Source organism: Halapricum salinum, assembly GCF_004799665.1.
GTDB lineage: Archaea > Halobacteriota > Halobacteria > Halobacteriales > Haloarculaceae > Halapricum > Halapricum salinum.
Map to the genome: position 1 here is coordinate 1,120,194 of NZ_CP031310.1, position 17,481 is coordinate 1,137,674.

Consider the following 17,481-nt stretch of genomic DNA (forward strand, 5'->3'; position numbering starts at 1 on the left):
TTTTCCACAGCCGGCGGGCCTTCCGGATATGCTTCCGCCACCGTTCCACTCGATGTCGCCGTCGCTCCTTGCGGTGTTCAGCCTGCCCGTGATCGTTCTCCTGGGGACGATCTTCGGCGGGATCGGCTACGCCGTCTACCGCGATGCTCAGGGTCGCGAAGTCGGCCCGCCCGAACTGTGGGGTGTGCTGCTCCCGAGTCTGCTAGCTGCGGGCGTGGTTCCGGGGATCGTCGCCGGGATCGGCTATCTTGTCGTGCGGTAGGCACGCCGACGGTTGCCCCCCGAGTTATGTGCCCGCCGCCCCACCACCCGAATATGGTCGTCGGAGACGTCACGACAGGGACGGACGTACTGGTGATCGGCGCGGGCCCAGGCGGCTACGTCGCCGCGATCCGCGCCGCACAGCTCGATCTCGACGTCACACTGGTCGAGAAGGACGCCTACGGCGGGACCTGCCTCAACTACGGGTGTATTCCGTCGAAGGCACTTATATCTGCCACCGACCGCGCGCACGACGTGCGCGAGGCAGAACACATGGGAATCTACGCCGACCCCGCCGTGGACGTGGCGGCGATGAACGAGTGGAAAGACGGCGTCGTCACGCGACTCACCCGCGGGGTCGAGGGTCTCTGCAAGCGCGCCGGTGTGAATCTCGTCGAGGGTCGCGCGGAGTTCGCCGGTGAGAACCAGGCCCGGATCGTCCACCTCGGCGAGGGCGAGGGCTCTGAAACCGTGGAATTCGAACACGCCATCGTCTCCACAGGAAGCAAACCGATCGAACTCCCCGGACTCGAATTCGACGGCGAGCGCGTCCTCACTTCCCGCGACGTGCTCGCGCTGGAGTCGCTGCCGGAGTCGATGATCGTCGTCGGCGCGGGCTACATCGGGATGGAACTGGCGACCGTGCTGGCGAAACTCGGGACCGACGTGACCGTACTGGAGATGGAAGACGACGTCCTTCCGGGCTACGAGGACGACGTCAGCAAAGTCGTGAGAGAACGGGCCGAAGACCTCGGCATCGAATTCCGATTCGGGCTGGCTGCGAGCGGAGCCGAGCGTACGGGCGACAGCATCAGAGTCGAGGCAACGGACGAGGACGACGAGCACACTGCCTTCGAAGGTGACAAATCGCTCGTCGCGGTCGGTCGCCAGCCCGTGACGGACACGCTGAACCTCGACGCAGTGGGACTCGAACCCGATGAGCGAGGGTTCCTGGAGACCGACGAGCAGTGCCGGACGGACGTCGAGCACATCTTCGCGGTGGGTGACGTCGCTGGCGAGCCGATGCTGGCACACAAAGCGAGCGCCGAGGGCGAGGTCGCCGCCGAAGTGATCGCCGGCGAGCCCGCGGGCATGGATCAACAGGCCGTGCCGGCGGTGGTCTTCACGGACCCCGAGATCGGCACCGTCGGGATGACCGAAGCCGAGGCCGAGGCGGCGGGCTTCGAGGTGATCGCCGAGACGGCCCCGCTCCGCGGGAACGGACGGGCGCTGACACTCGACGATCGTGAGGGGTTCGTCCGGATCGTCGCCGACAGCGAGGACGGGTTCGTTCTGGGGGCCCAGATCGTCGCGCCGGAGGCCTCGGAGTTGCTGGCGGAACTGGGGCTAGCAGTCGAGATGGGCGCACGACTGGAAGACGTCGCCGCGACGATCCACAGCCACCCGACGCTCTCGGAGGCCGTGGCGGAGGCGGCCAAAGGCGCACTCGGGCGGGCGATCCACTACTGATCTCTCGATTCCATCTCGGCAGCTAGCCCCGTGTGCTTGATCCCGGTCACCTCGTCCACGTCGAGTGCGTAGATCTTGACGTTCCGTGACGGGCTCGCGATCTGGAACAGCTCGGGTCGCCACGCGCCTTCGAGCACCTCACCCAGGTCTCCCCAGCGGTGCGGCGGAATCTTGCGGAACTCCCCCTCGAGAAGAACACTCCGCCAGTTGAACCTCGTCTCGGCACTGTAGACCAGAAAACTGGCTCGCTCAGAGTGGTCGGTCAGTCGCTCCTTGCGACTCTCGTCGCCGAGGAGGTAGGTGAAATACAGCGACTCACCGTCGTAGCCGTACGACAGCGGGAGCAGATATGGCACCGGACCATCTATCAGTCCCAGGACACCGACCGACTGGCTGTCGAGAAACGTGTCGATCTCCTCGCGCCGCATCGTTTCGAGGCCGTAGGGCTTGAGCTCCGGAACCGTCATACAGTACGTTCGAGCCAAGTCATGAAAACCATCTATTCGATTGTCAGTGTGTGAGAACTGTTCAGCGACGTCTCGCCACTTCTCCCAAAGAGCTATAACAGAATACGCTAATATTAGTAATATCTAATATGGGCGCAGAGAGTGAGCGAGAAACGACGTGTTGTGAGACAGTCGGACGAGTCGACGCCGAGGCGCTCGCGACGGACGTGCAGTTGCTCTCGGCGATGGGCAACGATACGCGCTACGAACTGTTGCGGCGGATCGCTGGAGCCGATGGAGAGGTCTGTGTCTGTGACCTCGAAGCCGCAGTGGGTGTGAGCCAAAGCGCGGTCAGTCAGGCGCTCTCGCGGCTCTATACGGCTGGCCTCGTGACGCGTCGCAAGGAGTCGAACTGGCGGTACTACGGGCTGACCGAAGACGCGCAGGTCCTGCTTGCCGCACTCGATCAGATCAGGGGTGAAGACTGATGACCGACGACGACGAGACTCGCCAGATCGTCCGGGAGCGCTACGCCGAGACTGCCAGTGAGGGGTGCTGTGGCGGGGGTGTGGAGGCAGCAGCGCGAGCGGTCGGCTACGACGACAGCGAAATCGCAGCCGTCGACGGCGAGGCCAACCTGGGACTCGGGTGTGGCAATCCGACCGCCATCGCGAATCTGGCAGCGGGCGAGACGGTCCTCGATCTCGGTTCGGGGGGTGGCTTCGACTGTCTGCTCGCCGGCCGGGAAGTCGGCCCCGACGGGCAGGTCATCGGCGTCGACATGACGCCCGAGATGGTCGAGAAAGCTCGCGGGAACGCCCGCGAAAACGACGCCGAGCACGTCGAGTTCCGCCTCGGCGAGATCGAACACCTTCCGGTGGCGGACGAGACGGTCGAGGTGATCATCTCCAACTGTGTCGTCAATCTCTCGCCCGCGAAGAGACAGGTCTACCAGGAGGCGTTTCGAGTGCTCCGGCCCGGCGGCCGGGTGGCGATCTCCGATCCGGTTGTGGTCGGGGACCTTCCCGACGGTGTCCGGGACGATCCGGGCTCGCTGGCGGGCTGTATCAGTGGGGCCGAATCGCCAGAACGTCACCGCGAGCTACTCGCAGCTGCGGGGTTCGAGGCTATCGAGATCACCGTCGATCCAGAGAGTAGCGACGCCATCGACGAGTGGCACGAGACGTACGACCTCGGTGGCTCGTTGCTCTCAGCCCGGATCGAAGCCAGAAAACCGCCTGCAGACGATACCTGACTACCGCTCGACGCAGTACTCGACGAAGTTCTGGAGAATTCGCAGTCCCGTCTCGCCACACCACTTTTTCCTCCTCGGGTTTCCTCGGGCCTGGGGCCCTGCGGGAACCCCTCTCTGCTCACGGCGGCGAAGCCGCCGTTCGCATGGTATGCGAGAGCTTTGCTCTCGCACTAGTCAGAAAAACGTGGGGAAAACTGCCGGACGCTCCTTTACAGTCACGTCCGGTGAAACACCTCACTTCGTTCGGTGTACGCTTGCCCTCTTACCGCTCGACGCAGTACTCGACGAAGTTCTGCAGGATCTGGAGCCCCGTCTCGCCGCTCTTTTCGGGGTGAAACTGCGTCCCGAAGACGTTGCCAGCGTCGTTGGCCACGACGCTGGCGAACTCGGTGCCGTAGTCCGTCGCGGCGACGACGGCATCACTGTCTTCGGGGTCGGCGTAGTAGGAGTGGACGAAATAGGCGTACTCGCCATCGACGCCCTCCACGAGGGGGTGCTCGCGCTGGACGTCCAGTTCGTTCCAGCCCATGTGGGGAATCTTCTTCTCGCCCGTGAAGCGGCGGTTTGCCCCCGGGATCAGGTCCAGCCCTTCGACGTCACCCTCGCCGGCGTGGTCGGCTTCCTCGCTCGTGGTCAACAGCATCTGCATCCCGAGACAGATCCCGAAGAGCGGTTTGCCCTCGGCGGCGAGATCGACGAGTGTCTCCCGGAAGGGGCCGGCGTTGTCCATGCCCTCGGAGAACGCGCCGACACCGGGAAGGACGACACCATCGGCCGCGTCGAAGTCGGCGGGGTCCTCGCTCAACGCGACGCTCGCGCCGGCGCGTTCGAGTCCGCGCGTGACGCTGCGGAGGTTCCCGAGGCCGTAGTCGACGACGACCACCTCGGCGGCAGTCTGGCGAGTCGTGCTCATACGCCTGCTTGGTGGAGTACGCTGAAGGCCCTTTCCGTTCGCGCCACGTCTTGCCGCCTCGGAGCCGACACGAGCAGAGACCTGCGGCTACCGTACTGGTTCGATAAAAAAGCGAGGGTCGAGTGCCCGACTTACAGGTCGCGCGGCTGGACCGTCTTGCGGTCGTTGGCCTCGGCGCGTCGCGCTGCGTCTTCGAGCAGCTCGTCGACTTCCTCGTCGAGGGCATCGTAGAAGTCCGAGGCGACGTTCATGTCATCGAGCGCTTCCTTGACGGCGGCTTTGACGATTAGGTCTGCCATACAGGGCAGCTATTCCAGAGGGTGATTTATAAACGTTCCCGTTTGTCCCCGCTCTCGGGGCCGCTCGCGGCGGTTTGCGACCCCGATTGCCGGAAAATATAAAAAGCGATGGGGCGGAGTGGCCCCAACACGAATGCGCGACCTCCTCGAAGCCGTCGCCGCGGGCGAGCTCAGCCCCGAGGCGGCACAGGCACAGCTCCAGGGCTACGTCGTCGGCGAGTCCGGCCGTTTCGACGCGACCCGCGAGACCAGAAGCGGCGTCCCCGAAGCAGTCCTCGCGGAGGGCAAGACACCCACGGAAGTCGCCGATCTGATAGCGACGGGCCTGGAGACGACCGGGCGCGCGATCGCGACGCGCCTCACCCCCGACCACCGCGAGGCAGTCCACGACCACCTCGACGAGAGCCACCCCGGGGCAACCATCGAGGACGACCAGCGCGCGCGAACGCTCGTCGCGCGCGCTCCCGACTTCGAGAGCCCGAATCTCGACGCCACGGTCGGCGTCGTCACCGCGGGCACGAGCGACGCGATCCCCGCCGGAGAAGCCACGACGCTCCTCGAAGAGATGGGTGCGTCCGTCGAGCGAATCGACGACATCGGCGTGGCCTCGCTGGCCCGTATGCTCGACCAGCTCGGCGTGCTCCGCGAGCAGGACGTTCTGATCGTCGCAGCCGGCCGCGAAGGTGCACTACCCACCGTGATCGCCGGCCTCGTGGACGTCCCCGTCATCGGACTCCCAGTCTCGACTGGCTACGGCCACGGCGGCGAAGGTGAGGCTGCACTCTCGGGAATGGTACAGTCCTGCACTGCGCTCTCGGTCGTGAACGTCGACGCGGGGTTCACCGCGGGCGCACAGGCCGGCCTGATCGCCAGACAGCTCGACGACGCCCGGGAGTCGTGATCGTCTGTGTCACTCGTTCTCGATCCTGAAGCGTTCGCATACCCAATTATGTTGGGGCAACGGTATTCCCGATACGTATCCAAAGAAACGTGCCGGGAACGTCCGGTGGTGACGAATGCCAAAGTGCAATCATTGCGGCGCGCACGTGTCGGACCAGTTCGCACGCGTGTTCGCCGACGAATTCGGCGACGTTCGCGCGTGCCCGAATTGCTCAGCGAACGCCGGAATCGCAGAAGTATCGCGAGAGCGAACCCGCGAGGCGTGAATCGATGACGGGGGACCACCACGTGTACGTCCTCGAATGTGCGGACGAGACGCTCTACACCGGATACACCACCGACGTCGACAGACGTCTGGCCGAGCACGAGGCCGGTGACGGAGCGAAGTACACACGTGGCCGGACCCCCGTCGAACTCGTTCACGTCGAATCCTACGCGAGCCGCAGCGACGCCATGTCCCGCGAATACGAGATCAAACAGCTCTCACGCGCCCAGAAAGAGCGACTCGTAGAGTCGAAGTAGGAACCGTAGCGACATCGACGCCCAGTGACGACGCCTACTCCAGTGACGTCAGCGTGATATTACGGGCCTCGTAGTCCTCGAAGTACGCGCCGGTCCCGCCCATAGTGACGCGGCCGTCGTCGGTGTAGCCGATGAGTCCGATCTCGCCGAAGAAGGAGTTCGTACTCGGATCGACGAAGCTCTGGCGAGTCGCGGTGAGTTGTCCCTGGAGGGATTCCCAGGTGTCGTCTTCCTCGGCAGGTGCTTCTCGAACGTCCGCATCGAAACCAATCTTGTTCTCTTCGCGGAGATGCAGCGTCGCGTTCAGAGCCGCATCCCGGAGATTGGCACACTCGTAGGGTAGGTCTCGCGCGGGCGTGACGTAGACTTCCTCGCCGTTGTCCCACTGCTGGGACATGAACTGCAACATCGCCATCCCGTAGAGACGCTCGGTATCGTACTCCAGGCCGACGACGTCTTCCTCCTCGTCGGGCTCTAACAGCTGGCCGACGACGCCGCGCTCGTGGTCGACGCTGACCATAGTATCGAGTTCCTGCTCCCACGCCCGGACCAGCGTCGCCGTGGTCTCGTAGTCGTACTCGGCAGCCGCCTCGGGGTCGCTATACAGACAGAGCGCGATGAACGTGCCGCTCTGATAGCACTGTTCGAGGCTGTCCTCGATCCGCTCTAACATCTTCGGCTGGGTCGCGATCAACACCTCGCTGTTGGCCGACTCCAGCTGTTCGCGGACACTGCGCACCAGCGCGTCGTTCGTCGTGAGTTGGTCGACTTTCATTCCGCGGATACGCTCGCCTTCTCCGAGCGAACGAATAAGCGTTGCCGTGCCAGTATCGATTCTGGTTCCCGCCCCGGTGCTGACCGGCCGACAATCAACGACCACCGCCGATCAGACCTGATAATCACGGACACGCTTTATGTATGGTGGCGTGCAACGTCCGCCAATGGCCGCGAGCACTGGACGGGTTCTGGTCGTCTGCCGACCGGACAACGAACGGGAGGTCCTCGAGACGATCGAACCGGCGACGGGCACGGTTCCGGTCGAGACCGTCTCGTCGATCCCCGAGGCCGAATCGGCTCTCGAAACGGGACAGGTCACCTGTATCGTCTCCTTCATCGAAGTCAGAGACGAGCGGGGCAACGAGTGGATCAGCGGGATCAAATTCTACGAACGGGTCGCCGACCGCGAAGAGAACGTCCCGTTCGTCCTCATCTCCGAGACGGGCAACGAAGACATCGTCGAGACCGCTCTCGACGCGGGAGTTTCGAACCTCGTCCGGCCCTGGCCGGGCGAGCGCGCCGAGCGCGACCTCACCGAGGCCGTCGAGCAGATCGTCACCCGGCGGCGGATCTTTACGACTGTAGACGCCGTCACGCAGGGCAACCTCGACGTCCGCGTCGACGCCTCGGATCTGGAAGGGGACTTCCGGGAGATCGCGATGGGGATCAACCGGATGATCGACTCCATCCAGGCAGACGTCAACCGCCGCGAGGACGTCGCACACGATCTGGAAGGGTCGATCCAGGAGCTTCGCTCGCGATCTGAACAGGTGGCCGACAGCTCCGCGGAGATCACCGACGCGACCGAGGACATGACCACGCGGATCGAACAGGCCAACGACGAGGTCTCGACGCTGTCGGCGACCGTCGAAGAGATCGCCTCGACCTCCGACGAGGTCGCGAAGACCAGCGAACAGGCCGTCGACGCCGCCGACACCGGCCAGGAGTCCGCCGAGAGCGCCATGGACGCCATGGAGAACATCGACGAAGCCGCCACCGAAGTCGCGGAAGACGTCCGCAGCCTCCAGCAGCGCGTCGACGAGATCGACGAGATCGTCGAGTTGATCAACGACATCGCCGACCAGACCAACATCCTCGCGCTGAACGCCAACATCGAGGCCGCACGCGCCGGCGAGGCCGGCTCCGGGTTCGCCGTCGTCGCCAACGAGGTCAAGAACCTCGCGATGGAGGCCCAGGACCACGCCGAGACGATCGAGCGGATGCTCGACGGCGTCCAAGAAGACACCGAGACCACCGTCGAGAGCCTCGAAGAGGCGACCGACGAGATCGAGACGGGCGTCGAAGAGGTCGAGTCGACGATGGACGCCCTCGACGAGATCGCCGAGACCATCAGGGACGCGACCACCGGGATCGAAGAGGTCGCGAGCGCGACCGACGACCAGGCGGCTTCGGCCGCGGAGGTCGCCTCGATGATGGACGACATCGCCGAGATGGCCGACGAGACGGCCGACGAGATCCGCGAGATCGCCGACGCAAACGGCGAACAGGTCCAGGAGATCGGCCAGATCGAACAGTCCATGCGACGGCTCGTCGAGGACGAGCAGGCGGAGAGCGAAGCCCGCGTCAGTGCGGGAACGACGGATTAGGCGGCAGGTGGGGGTGGGTCACGGGCCAGTGACGGCAGCTTTTTGCTCGCGGACGGAGCACGTCTGAGTATGGGAGACGACGCTGACGCGATCACGTTCGGGACCGACGGCTGGCGGGCGACACTGGACGTCTTCACCGAACCGCGGGTCCGGATGGTGGGACAGGCCGTCGCGACGTACCTCGAAGAGACGGGTCAGGACGCGCCCGTCGCCGTCGGCTACGACGCACGCGAAACCTCGCGCGGCTTCGCCGAGGAACTCGCGCGAACGCTGGCGGGAAATGGCTTCGATGTCCTGTTGAGCGCCGAGGACTGCCCGACGCCCGTGGTAGGCTGGACCGTCCGCGATCGGGACCTCGCGGGCGCGCTGATGGTCACGGCCAGTCACAACCCACCGGAGTACAACGGCGTGAAGTTCGTGCCTGACGAGGGCGCACCCGCCCTGCCCGAGGACACCGATCGGTTGGAAGACCTGCTGGCCGAACCCGATCCCGTCGACGAATCGGAGTACGGCACGATCACCGAGGAGGATCTGGTCGAACCCTATCTCGAACACGCTCTCGAGTACGTCGATACCGACCTCTCGGGGCTCACAGTCGCCTACGACGCCATGCACGGCAGCGGCCGCGAGGCGACCCCGGACCTGCTCGAACGCGCCGGTGCCGAAGTCACCGAACTTCGCTGTTCGCTCGACCCCGAGTTCGGCGGGACGCCGCCCGAACCCGAGGCCGAACGCCTCGAAGAACTGATCGACACAGTCCAAGCCGGCGAGGCCGATCTGGGGATCGCCAACGACGGCGACGCAGACCGGATCGCCGTCGTCACCCCCGAGGCGGGATTCCTCGACCCGAGCCTCCAGTACGCAGTACTGTACGACTACCTGCTCGAAGACGACTCGGGACCCGCAGTCCGAACGGTCTCGACGTCCAGTATCATCGACAAGGTCGCGCGCGCCCACGGCGAGGAAATCGTCGAGACCGCCGTCGGCTTCAAGTGGGTCGCCCAGGCCATGAAAGAGCACGACGCCCTGATGGGCGGGGAAGAATCGGGTGGATTCGGCCTGACCGACCACCTGCGAAACAAAGACGGCGTCCTGATCGGGCTGCTGGCCGCTGCCGCGGAGGCCGAACAGTCCTTCGACGACCGGATCGCCGCGATCCACGACGACCATGGAAAAGTCCACCAGGACCGCATCAGCGTCGCGTGCCCGGACGATCGCAAGCAGCCCGTTCTGGACGAGCTCGACGGCTCGCTGCCCGAGATCGTCGCCGGCGCGGAGGTGGACCGGATCAACACCGTCGACGGCTTCAAGATCACCTTCGTCGACGACAACTGGCTGCTCATCCGACCCAGTGGTACGGAACCCAAACTCCGGGTCTACGCCGAGGCCGACTCACTCGACCGCGTCGAAGAACTGCTCGAAGCAGGGCGCGAACTGGTCGAGCCGCTGGTCTGATTCGGTTCTGTTATTCGACTATCCATACGCCTCGGTAGCGCTCGGCAGTCACGGGTTCAATCTCGAATCCCAGCGACTCGTAGAACGGCCGCACGCGATCACCAAACTCGGCGACTGCGCGGTCGTTGCGGTTCAGCAGTGCCTCGACCAGCGCCGTGCCGATCCCCTGGGCCTGCCGGCGCTTGCGCACGGCGATCGCTTCTATTCGAACGCCCGACTCCGCGGGTACGCAGACCGCAGCCCCCAGCAGTCGTCTCTCCTCGACGGCGACGACCGCGCAACCACTCGCGACGCTCTCGCGGGCCAGCTCACGGTCGGTTTCGAGTGCAGCGGCGTCGAGCACCTGCAAGACGTCGTCGATATCGTCGCGAGTCGCCGTCCGGGTCTGCATTACTGTGCCTCGTCGATTCGGTCCAGAAAGTCGTCGATACTCGGTCGGTCGAACGTCGAGCGACCGCTGTGGGTCCAGACGATCTCAGGGTCGTCGCGAACGTCGAGCAGGACGGCCTCGGGCATCCGGCCCAGGAAGTCACTCCACTTGCCCAGGATACCGAATCGGACGGGCTGATCGTAGGCGTCGCCGACGGTCGCCTCGGGATCGGCCAGCAACGGGAAGGGGAGGTCGTACTGAGCCTGCCAGGTCGCGACCTCCTCGGGGGAGTCGGGGACGATCGAGACGACGGCCGCATTTCGAGATCGAAACTCCTCGTAACGATCCCGGACCTGCCGGACCTGCTTGCGGCAGTTCGTACAGTAGTAGTCGCGCTGGAGCAACACGAGCAGGAAGTCGAGGTTCTCCGCGGCGACGAACTCGCCGAAGGTGAACGGATCGGGGCCCGAACCGACGTTCGGGAGGCTCACGTCGGGAAGTGGGGGCGACATCGGCTTTCTCTAGCGGCCCCGGATACAAGATCCTTAGCCGCCCTGGACCAGTCGCACCAGTGCGGCTGCCTTAGCCGCCCTGGACCAGTCGCACCAGTGCGGCTGCCTTAGCCGCCCTGGACCAGTCGCACGACCCGGACTTCCTCGACCTCGACCGGCTGGTCCTCGGGGACTGGACGGCCGTCGACCATGAACGACACCTGGTGCTGGCTGTAGTCGGTCGGCTCCAGCAGGTCGGCGTAGGTCGCCTCGTCGTCGACCTCGATCTCGTAGGTCGTGTCTCCGATCACGTCGACGGTCACGCGCATGGATAGACGGTACGCACGAGCAGGTATGAGCGTGTCGCTGGCTCGCGGATCGTCCCTCCCCGCTCGCCCGTTTCGAGACGCTCCCTCTGGTCGCGTCTCGCTACCTCGCGGGTCGTCCCTCCCCGCTCGCACGTTTCGAGACGCTCCCTCTGGTCGCGTCTCGCTACCTCGCGGGTCGTCCCTCCCCGCTCGCACGTTTCGAGACGCTCCCTCTGGTCGCGTCTCGCTACCTCGCGGGTCGTCCCTCCCCGCTCGCACGTTTCGAGACGCTCCCTCTGGTCGCGTCTCGCTACCTCGCGGATCGTCCCTCCCCGCTCGCTCGCCCCGAGGACTCCCTGCGGTCGTCCTCGCGGGCTTTATACCCAACCGGGGCCTCACCTCGACCATGAGCGAGGCCGACTCTGAGTCGCGGGCGGGCCGGGAGGAAGTCTGGATCGAGAAGTACCGCCCCCAGCGACTGGCAGACGTCGCAGGCCACGAAGGAATTATCGAGCGCCTGCAAAGCTACGTCGACCGCAACGACCTGAGCCACATGTTATTTTCAGGTCCAGCAGGTACTGGAAAGTGTATCAAAGGTGAAACGCCAGTACTGACGAGTACAGGACTTTCGCGAATCGAGGACGTCGTCGGCGATTCCGACGGTTTCGAGTCTGCCCCATCGTCTCTTCGTGTCCTCTCACTCAGAGACGACGGCGAGTTCGAATACACATCACCCTCTCACGTCTACAGTGACTCGACTGAGACTAGTATCAAAATCACCAGCAGAGACGGTGCGGACGTCACCACTACTCCCGAGCATCGGTATCTGGTACTCGACAACGACGGCCTCTCGTGGCGTCAGGCCGCCGACCTCGACGAGGGTGATCGGATCGTCCGCCCGCTTCGAGCGCCACTCCCCGAACCGAAATCGGAGCTCGATTGGATCTCTGCAATGGACGGTGAACGGACACTCATCCACCTCACAGAGGAGTTCGCACAACAATACGAGATTCCGCCCGAAGAACAGTTCGTCGGCCAGAAGAAAACGATCGTCCGAGGACTGCGATCCGGACAGGAGCCAGCGACGATCGCAGCCGGCTCGGAGATAACCCGCAAGTATGCCACCGCGGTCCGGCGTCGGGTCGACTCGTCAGTGTTCGACGCACAGAACACTATCTGTTCGCTGTCGTATCTCCGCGATCTCGACGTCTCGCGCTCGGATCTCGAATCCAACGTCGTCGCGATCCAGCGTGTCTCGCCGTCGAACGGCGAGCGATCGCCGCCGGTCGCTCCAGTCTGGGAGGTGACGCCCGAACTCGGGGAGTTCCTCGGACTCGCAGTGAGTGAAGCTCGGATCGAGAGCGGGCGCATCAAGTTCTACAACACGGACGATCGACTGCTCGACCGCTTCGAGTCACACGCGGAGACACTCTTCGATCTGGAACCGAAGCGGGGAACACAGAAAGAGGTCCCGTACGTCAGCGTCAACACACGGTCGCTCACGGCGTTCCTCGAATCGTGTTTTGACGTCTTCGCTTCGAAAATGGGTACCCAGGACGCTATCGGAAGCCGATTTCTCCGTGCGGACGCAGAGACGAGAGCGGCCTTTCTCCGCGCAGTGTTCGATTCCGAGGCATACGTATCCAGCAATGGGATCATCGAACTCACGCAGAAAGACGGCGACCTGATCACGCTACTGTCGTACTTGCTTTCCGGGTTCGGGATTCCGAGCCGTCGGAAATCCGAACACAAGCGTGCCACCAACGGATCCAATACCGACCGCGAATACGAGACGTTGCTCGTGTCCGGTGCGTCGCATCTCGCGCGGTTTGAAGACGAGATTGGGTTCTCTATCGACGAAAAACGTGAGACGCTGGCCCACCACGCGTCAAAATCCGGGAACCCGAACCACGACACGATGCCGGTCCAGACAGCGGTCGAGGAACTATGTGCAGAACTCAACCTGTCGAAATCGGAATTGGTCCCGAAGTCGCTGAACCCGGAAACGCCCGGCCGGGAGCTGTATCGAGAGGTTCTCGACGATGTCGTCGACGCCGCCTCAGAACGACTCGAAGCCGCACAGGAAGTCAAACGCTCACTTGCCGCGGTGCGGTCGGAGGTTCAGCGTGTCTCTGCAGTTCCAGCGCAGTGGTCGCAGTCACGAACGGGGCTCACAAGCGAGTCGACGAAGTCGGTCGTGGCCGAGTCCACAGGTGTCAGTGCGTATCGGCTCGGAGAATACGGTGCGGGTGAACGGACTCCGTACGCGAATCGAACACTCAGTCTCCTCGACGAACTCGAAGCGGCAGCAGTTCCGGATATCGAGCGAGTAAAACAGACGCTTCGAGAGGCAGTCGAGTCACTCTCGATAGAATACAACACAATCGCTGAGGGGACCCACTTCCGTGGGACGGACGTCATCAACCTCCTCAATAACGACGATCACGCGGTGAAATCTCTCACCCGGTTCGAGACCGTCGCAACCCGAATCGACGAGGTTGCGTCCGAGATGTTGTCGACGAAGGGGATCGAATTACTCTCGGTGCTCGATACACTCGCGACATCCGAACTGTACTTCGACGAAGTGACCGACGTGGAGATCGTGGAGGAATCGACGCAGGTCTACGACCTCACGGTGCCCGATCATCGTAACTACATCGCTGGAGCAGTCCCGACGGTCATGCACAACACGACCTCCGCCATGGCCATCGCCAAGGAACTCTACGGCGAGGACTGGCAGGACAACTTCCTCGAACTGAACGCCTCCGACCAGCGCGGGATCGACGTCGTCCGGGATCGGGTCAAGAGCTTCGCCCGCACGTCGTTTGGCGGCTACGAGTACCGAATTATCTTCCTCGACGAGGCAGACGCGCTTACGTCTGATGCGCAAGCAGCGCTCCGCCGGACGATGGAGCAGTTCTCGAACAACGTCCGCTTTATCCTCTCGTGTAACTACTCCAGTCAGATCATCGATCCCATCCAGTCGCGCTGTGCCGTCTTCCGGTTCTCGCCGCTGGGCGACGAGGCGATAGAGGAACAGGTCCGCCGGATCGCAGAGGCCGAAGACATCGAAGTGACCGAGGACGGCGTCGACGCGCTGGTCTACGTCGCCGGTGGCGACATGCGCAAGGCGATCAACGGCCTGCAAGCGGCGTCGGTGACGGGATCGATCGTCGACGAGGACGCCGTCTTCGAGATTACCTCGACCGCACGCCCGGAAGAGATCACCGCGATGGTCGAGAAGGCCATCGATGGCGACTTTACCGCCGCGCGCTCGGATCTCGACACGCTCCTCACCGACCAGGGAATCGCCGGCGGGGACGTGCTCGACCAGATCCACCGCTCTGTCTGGGAGTTCGACGTCGACGATCGGGCCGCCGTCCGGATTCTGGACCGCGTCGGCGAGGCCGACTACCGGATCACCGAAGGTGCGAACGAGCGCATCCAGTTAGAAGCACTGTTAGCGTCGCTAGCGCTGGACGAGTGATCAGTGGACGACTGTCTCGATTTCCTGAACGGATTCGAAATCAGCGTCGCCCGTGTGGAGTGCAGTGCAGTCGAGTAACCCGGCTGTGGCGATGTGGATCGCGTCAGCATAGGAGAGTTCGTTGTCGCGGCGCTCGTAGTATTTTGATCGAAGCCGGGACGCGTACAACGAAATCTCTGCGGACACGGGGACGATGTGGATCGCATCGAAGTCTTCGATCGCACTCGTGACAAGATCCGCAGTCGTTCGGTCGACCTCTCGGCTGAGGATGTAGTCGATCTCCGTCAGTGCGATCGTCGACACTGCACCACCATCGGCCAGTGCGTCGTCGATGCTCTTGCGCGCACCTGTCCACTGGTCACCCCGAAGTCCATACTCCAGCCAGACCCACGAGTCGAGATAGATCACGGGAGACGCTTCCACTGTTCTCGCTCTCGTTCGATCAACTCCTGGGCGTTTAGTTCGAGCGACGCCGCACGCTGCTGTGCCGCATCGAGTCGATCCATCGGCTCAGCCGGCACACCGACGAGACGCACACCCCCCTCCTCGTCGAAGCGGAACAGGACTTTCTCGCCCGGCTCGATGTCGAGCTGCTCGCGAACCTCTTTGGGAATCGTGAGTTGTCCCTTGCTCGTGACGGTTGCTTCGTATGACATTCGCCAATTCTCCTTACGAAAAATTTTCTCGCATTCTATATAAACCCTCGCTGGCGGTCTGCAGTAGAGCTATCGGCGGGACTGCTCGTCACTCGCAATCGCCAACGCCGTCCCTGGTGCTCAGCAGCGCGGCGGCCAACCAGATGGCGAGTCCCGCGGCCCCAGCACCCAGACCCGGGCCGCTCCCCTGCCCGCTCGGACCCGTCGTCCTCGGTTCGGAGAACGTCTCAGTGGGCGTAGTGGTCGACGTGACCGTGCCGACCCGTACTGCCGTCCTCGTCTCACCGACGCCGACTTCGGAGCTACCCGCCGCGTCCAGCGTGACGGTCGTCGTGACCTCGGTTGTGGAGTCGCTGCCGAGGACGACGATCACCGTACCGACCCGGCGACCGTCGACGGTGATCGGCATGGTCGCCCTGGCTGGCCGCTCGGCCGGATTGTTGATCGTCGCAGTGACCGACACCGTCGCGCCCGGATCGACCGACTGTGGCGTCACGGAGACGGACTCGACGGTCACGTTCCGGACGGGCTCGACGACCGCGACGGACAACTGTGCGGTCGGATTGTTGCCGAAGACGGCGACGAATCGATTCGTCGACCCGACGGAGACGTCGAACGGATGGGTCCACGTCCACCCAGCCGGGAGATATCCCGAGACGCGCCGTCTGTCCGCCGCCTCGCGAGGCGTCGTCCGGAAGGTGACGTCGTACTCGCCAGGTGCGTCGCCGTCGTTGCGGACGACCCCGTCGACGACCAGTCGCTCGCCGGGGAGCAACTGCAGCGGCGATCCCTCGGCGGTGAGATTCCGCGTCCAGTTCGGGCCGACGGCCCGTGGATTCCGAAATTCGTACTCGAACCGGGCCGTCTCGTAGCCGAAGCGGCGTTCGTGGACAGACTGTGTCCACGGCTCCGGAGTCGCTGTCGTCGTGACGTACCGTCGGGCCGCCTCGCCCACGCCGGGTGAACTCACGTTCGCGACCGCCCGGGCGAACGTCTCAGCGTCGACAGTGCCGTCGTGTCGCTGCAATCGTCGAATCGCGTCGGCGAGCGTGTGGTCGCCGTCGCTGGCGGCGCGGATCCGCAGGTCGAGTCTCCCCAGTACGAGCGCGCCCTTCTGGTAGTCCGACTCGTAGTTCCAGGTGCTTCGATTGGCGAGCCGGACGCTGGTGTGGGTGGTCCCCTGTTCGAGCGTCGACCGGAACTCGTCGAAACCGATCAGCCGCTGGCGAAGCGAGGCCTCGGCCGCGTAGTAGGTCGCCAGCGCCTCGGTGAGCCAGGCCATGCTCCGGCCTGTGGCGATCGACTCGCGGGTGTGGACGTACTCGTGGATCCAGACGTTGCCGGCCGTCCGGACTCGCGCGCTGTCCCGGACCCAGAACGTCCGCGGCCCGGTCGCCGTCCCCGATATCGCCCAGTCTACTGTCGAGGGTGCGACCAGCCCCGTGACAGTCTCGTCTCGGCCGCCGATCCTGATCTCCCGGGAAGCGTTAGTCAGCGTCTCGAGCACGCGTCGCGGATCGTCGGCCATTGCCGCCGCCAGCGGGACGACCAGCCGGATGGTCTGGTCGCCAGCCCACGTCTCGTAACTGCGGTACGGCCCGAGATAGACGAAGCCGTCTGTCACGACACCCTCGCCCGCGACTGTGTAGGACTCGACGACAGCCGTCTGTCCGTGTCTGATGCGCGTGACGCCGGGTGCGTAGCTCACGGGCGCACGCGGCGGCGAGAGAATCGCCCACTCGCCCGTGTCTGCCGCCGTGACGCCCGCCCCGAGGAACGCGTCAGTCGACTCGTTGACAGCCAGATGATAGGTGAAACTCGGCCGGTCGGTCCGGCCGTCCCAGCGGTACTCGTCGCCGCGCCGTTCGAACCCCTCGGTCTCCAGCACCGTCACCGCCTCACGGGAGTCGATCCCGAGTAATACCACGTCGTCGGGATTCCTGACGGTCGCCTCGACAGTGATAGTGCCGGTGTTGTCGGGCGCGACTGAGAGCTCCATCTCGACGTGGAGTTCGTTCTCGGCCTGACCCGTCGTCGCGACAGGTGACGACCACTGTCGATCCGCCGCCGCTGTCGCCGGGGGCTGCTGGTCGACACCCGACAGCGGTTGCTCGGACGGCCGGATCGCTGCCCCGGCTGGCAGGGCCGCGCTCGCGAGTATCCCTACGACGAAGACGGCCAACAGGACGCGACTACCCGGACGCCGCTCCATAGCCTCACGATACCGGGCCGGCTGCCATCAACCTCTCGGTGGCCTCACTGGC

The 17,481-nt window shown here is 64.3% G+C and carries 20 protein-coding genes; 10 read left to right on the forward strand and 10 right to left on the reverse strand.

Annotated features, from left to right (window positions below):
• Positions 1 to 28 precede the first annotated feature (28 nt).
• Positions 29 to 262 carry a hypothetical protein gene (locus DV733_RS05540; RefSeq protein WP_049994187.1) on the forward strand — a complete coding sequence of 78 codons (234 nt, stop codon included), beginning with the start codon at positions 29 to 31 and terminating at the stop codon, positions 260 to 262.
• Between the two features lie 53 nt (positions 263 to 315).
• Positions 316 to 1,731: a dihydrolipoyl dehydrogenase gene (gene lpdA / locus DV733_RS05545; RefSeq protein WP_049994188.1), complete on the forward strand. Its 1,416-nt coding sequence runs from the start codon at positions 316 to 318 to the stop codon at positions 1,729 to 1,731.
• Here the strand turns inward: lpdA and DV733_RS05550 are convergent.
• On the reverse strand, positions 1,725 to 2,198 hold the full coding sequence (locus DV733_RS05550) for a pyridoxamine 5'-phosphate oxidase family protein (protein WP_049994189.1): 474 nt from the start codon (positions 2,196 to 2,198) through the stop codon (positions 1,725 to 1,727). The genes lpdA and DV733_RS05550 overlap by 7 nt on opposite strands.
• 128 nt (positions 2,199 to 2,326) lie before the next feature.
• Here DV733_RS05550 and DV733_RS05555 point away from each other — a divergent pair, with 128 nt between their 5' ends.
• Positions 2,327 to 2,665, forward strand: a complete 339-nt coding sequence (locus tag DV733_RS05555; RefSeq protein WP_049994190.1) for an ArsR/SmtB family transcription factor — start codon at positions 2,327 to 2,329, stop codon at positions 2,663 to 2,665.
• Positions 2,665 to 3,432: an arsenite methyltransferase gene (arsM, locus tag DV733_RS05560; RefSeq protein WP_049994191.1), complete on the forward strand. Its 768-nt coding sequence runs from the start codon at positions 2,665 to 2,667 to the stop codon at positions 3,430 to 3,432. Before DV733_RS05555 ends, arsM begins: the two co-directional genes overlap by 1 nt.
• A 262-nt stretch (positions 3,433 to 3,694) precedes the next feature.
• Here the strand turns inward: arsM and hisH are convergent, their stop codons facing one another.
• Both hisH and DV733_RS05570 read right to left on the reverse strand, forming a co-directional pair.
• The gene (hisH, locus tag DV733_RS05565) at positions 3,695 to 4,345 is read right to left on the reverse strand and encodes an imidazole glycerol phosphate synthase subunit HisH (protein WP_049994192.1); all 651 of its coding nucleotides are present in this window, start codon (positions 4,343 to 4,345) and stop codon (positions 3,695 to 3,697) included.
• Positions 4,346 to 4,476: 131 nt separating this feature from the next.
• Positions 4,477 to 4,644 carry a DUF1931 family protein gene (locus DV733_RS05570; RefSeq protein WP_049994193.1) on the reverse strand — a complete coding sequence of 56 codons (168 nt, stop codon included), beginning with the start codon at positions 4,642 to 4,644 and terminating at the stop codon, positions 4,477 to 4,479.
• Positions 4,645 to 4,777: 133 nt separating this feature from the next.
• On the opposite strand from DV733_RS05570, the gene larB reads away from it, so the two are divergent.
• The 3 genes from larB to DV733_RS05580 all read left to right on the forward strand — a co-directional run bounded on the left by larB (position 4,778) and on the right by DV733_RS05580 (position 6,066).
• On the forward strand, positions 4,778 to 5,545 hold the full coding sequence (gene larB, locus DV733_RS05575) for a nickel pincer cofactor biosynthesis protein LarB (protein WP_049994194.1): 768 nt from the start codon (positions 4,778 to 4,780) through the stop codon (positions 5,543 to 5,545).
• 115 nt (positions 5,546 to 5,660) lie between these two features.
• The gene (locus DV733_RS17910; RefSeq protein ID WP_449267307.1) at positions 5,661 to 5,810 is read left to right on the forward strand and encodes a DUF7563 family protein; all 150 of its coding nucleotides are present in this window, start codon (positions 5,661 to 5,663) and stop codon (positions 5,808 to 5,810) included.
• A gap of 4 nt (positions 5,811 to 5,814) precedes the next feature.
• Positions 5,815 to 6,066 (forward strand): GIY-YIG nuclease family protein, encoded by a 252-nt coding sequence (locus DV733_RS05580; protein ID WP_049994195.1) that lies wholly within the window; start codon positions 5,815 to 5,817, stop codon positions 6,064 to 6,066.
• 34 nt (positions 6,067 to 6,100) lie between these two features.
• Here the strand turns inward: DV733_RS05580 and DV733_RS05585 are convergent, their stop codons facing one another.
• Entirely contained in the window at positions 6,101 to 6,841 is a 741-nt protein-coding gene (locus DV733_RS05585) for a TrmB family transcriptional regulator sugar-binding domain-containing protein (RefSeq protein WP_049994196.1), read from the reverse strand.
• A gap of 166 nt (positions 6,842 to 7,007) precedes the next feature.
• Between DV733_RS05585 and DV733_RS05590 the strand changes: the two genes are divergently transcribed.
• A complete protein-coding gene (locus DV733_RS05590; protein ID WP_049994197.1) occupies positions 7,008 to 8,450 on the forward strand; it encodes a methyl-accepting chemotaxis protein in 1,443 nt (480 codons plus the stop codon).
• A gap of 69 nt (positions 8,451 to 8,519) precedes the next feature.
• Positions 8,520 to 9,905 (forward strand): phosphoglucomutase/phosphomannomutase family protein, encoded by a 1,386-nt coding sequence (locus DV733_RS05595; RefSeq protein ID WP_049994198.1) that lies wholly within the window; start codon positions 8,520 to 8,522, stop codon positions 9,903 to 9,905.
• Positions 9,906 to 9,915: 10 nt separating this feature from the next.
• Here DV733_RS05595 and DV733_RS05600 read toward each other — a convergent pair whose 3' ends face one another.
• The 3 genes from DV733_RS05600 to samp2 form a co-directional block, all read right to left on the reverse strand.
• Complete coding sequence (locus DV733_RS05600; RefSeq protein WP_049994199.1) at positions 9,916 to 10,296, reverse strand: GNAT family N-acetyltransferase; 381 nt, start codon at positions 10,294 to 10,296, stop codon at positions 9,916 to 9,918.
• Positions 10,296 to 10,787 (reverse strand): peroxiredoxin family protein, encoded by a 492-nt coding sequence (locus DV733_RS05605; protein WP_049994200.1) that lies wholly within the window; start codon positions 10,785 to 10,787, stop codon positions 10,296 to 10,298. Before DV733_RS05605 ends, DV733_RS05600 begins: the two co-directional genes overlap by 1 nt.
• A gap of 107 nt (positions 10,788 to 10,894) precedes the next feature.
• Entirely contained in the window at positions 10,895 to 11,095 is a 201-nt protein-coding gene (samp2, locus tag DV733_RS05610; protein WP_049994201.1) for a ubiquitin-like small modifier protein SAMP2, read from the reverse strand.
• Positions 11,096 to 11,480: 385 nt separating this feature from the next.
• Here samp2 and DV733_RS17855 point away from each other — a divergent pair, with 385 nt between their 5' ends.
• Positions 11,481 to 14,561, forward strand: coding sequence for a replication factor C small subunit (locus tag DV733_RS17855; RefSeq protein WP_049994202.1), 3,081 nt, complete (start codon positions 11,481 to 11,483; stop codon positions 14,559 to 14,561).
• On the opposite strand, the gene DV733_RS05620 is transcribed toward DV733_RS17855, so the two are convergent.
• The 3 genes from DV733_RS05620 to DV733_RS05630 all read right to left on the reverse strand — a co-directional run bounded on the left by DV733_RS05620 (position 14,562) and on the right by DV733_RS05630 (position 17,429).
• Positions 14,562 to 14,984: a type II toxin-antitoxin system VapC family toxin gene (locus tag DV733_RS05620; RefSeq protein ID WP_079979439.1), complete on the reverse strand. Its 423-nt coding sequence runs from the start codon at positions 14,982 to 14,984 to the stop codon at positions 14,562 to 14,564.
• Positions 14,966 to 15,217: an AbrB/MazE/SpoVT family DNA-binding domain-containing protein gene (locus DV733_RS05625; RefSeq protein ID WP_049994204.1), complete on the reverse strand. Its 252-nt coding sequence runs from the start codon at positions 15,215 to 15,217 to the stop codon at positions 14,966 to 14,968. The genes DV733_RS05620 and DV733_RS05625 overlap by 19 nt, the downstream gene beginning before the upstream one ends.
• An 88-nt stretch (positions 15,218 to 15,305) precedes the next feature.
• Positions 15,306 to 17,429, reverse strand: coding sequence for a hypothetical protein (locus tag DV733_RS05630; protein WP_049994205.1), 2,124 nt, complete (start codon positions 17,427 to 17,429; stop codon positions 15,306 to 15,308).
• Between the last annotated feature and the right edge of the window lie 52 nt (positions 17,430 to 17,481).

Bases quoted from the DNA above. Each gene is read 5' to 3' on its own strand.
- DV733_RS05540 (WP_049994187.1), top strand. From the start codon at position 29: ATGCTTCCGCCACCGTTCCACTCGATGTCGCCGTCGCTCCTTGCGGTG.
- lpdA (WP_049994188.1), top strand. From the start codon at position 316: ATGGTCGTCGGAGACGTCACGACAGGGACGGACGTACTGGTGATCGGC.
- DV733_RS05550 (WP_049994189.1), bottom strand. From the start codon at position 2,198: ATGACGGTTCCGGAGCTCAAGCCCTACGGCCTCGAAACGATGCGGCGC.
- DV733_RS05555 (WP_049994190.1), top strand. From the start codon at position 2,327: ATGGGCGCAGAGAGTGAGCGAGAAACGACGTGTTGTGAGACAGTCGGA.
- arsM (WP_049994191.1), top strand. From the start codon at position 2,665: ATGACCGACGACGACGAGACTCGCCAGATCGTCCGGGAGCGCTACGCC.
- hisH (WP_049994192.1), bottom strand. From the start codon at position 4,345: ATGAGCACGACTCGCCAGACTGCCGCCGAGGTGGTCGTCGTCGACTAC.
- DV733_RS05570 (WP_049994193.1), bottom strand. From the start codon at position 4,644: ATGGCAGACCTAATCGTCAAAGCCGCCGTCAAGGAAGCGCTCGATGAC.
- larB (WP_049994194.1), top strand. From the start codon at position 4,778: ATGCGCGACCTCCTCGAAGCCGTCGCCGCGGGCGAGCTCAGCCCCGAG.
- DV733_RS17910 (WP_449267307.1), top strand. From the start codon at position 5,661: ATGCCAAAGTGCAATCATTGCGGCGCGCACGTGTCGGACCAGTTCGCA.
- DV733_RS05580 (WP_049994195.1), top strand. From the start codon at position 5,815: ATGACGGGGGACCACCACGTGTACGTCCTCGAATGTGCGGACGAGACG.
- DV733_RS05585 (WP_049994196.1), bottom strand. From the start codon at position 6,841: ATGAAAGTCGACCAACTCACGACGAACGACGCGCTGGTGCGCAGTGTC.
- DV733_RS05590 (WP_049994197.1), top strand. From the start codon at position 7,008: ATGGCCGCGAGCACTGGACGGGTTCTGGTCGTCTGCCGACCGGACAAC.
- DV733_RS05595 (WP_049994198.1), top strand. From the start codon at position 8,520: ATGGGAGACGACGCTGACGCGATCACGTTCGGGACCGACGGCTGGCGG.
- DV733_RS05600 (WP_049994199.1), bottom strand. From the start codon at position 10,296: ATGCAGACCCGGACGGCGACTCGCGACGATATCGACGACGTCTTGCAG.
- DV733_RS05605 (WP_049994200.1), bottom strand. From the start codon at position 10,787: ATGTCGCCCCCACTTCCCGACGTGAGCCTCCCGAACGTCGGTTCGGGC.
- samp2 (WP_049994201.1), bottom strand. From the start codon at position 11,095: ATGCGCGTGACCGTCGACGTGATCGGAGACACGACCTACGAGATCGAG.
- DV733_RS17855 (WP_049994202.1), top strand. From the start codon at position 11,481: ATGAGCGAGGCCGACTCTGAGTCGCGGGCGGGCCGGGAGGAAGTCTGG.
- DV733_RS05625 (WP_049994204.1), bottom strand. From the start codon at position 15,217: ATGTCATACGAAGCAACCGTCACGAGCAAGGGACAACTCACGATTCCC.
- DV733_RS05630 (WP_049994205.1), bottom strand. From the start codon at position 17,429: ATGGAGCGGCGTCCGGGTAGTCGCGTCCTGTTGGCCGTCTTCGTCGTA.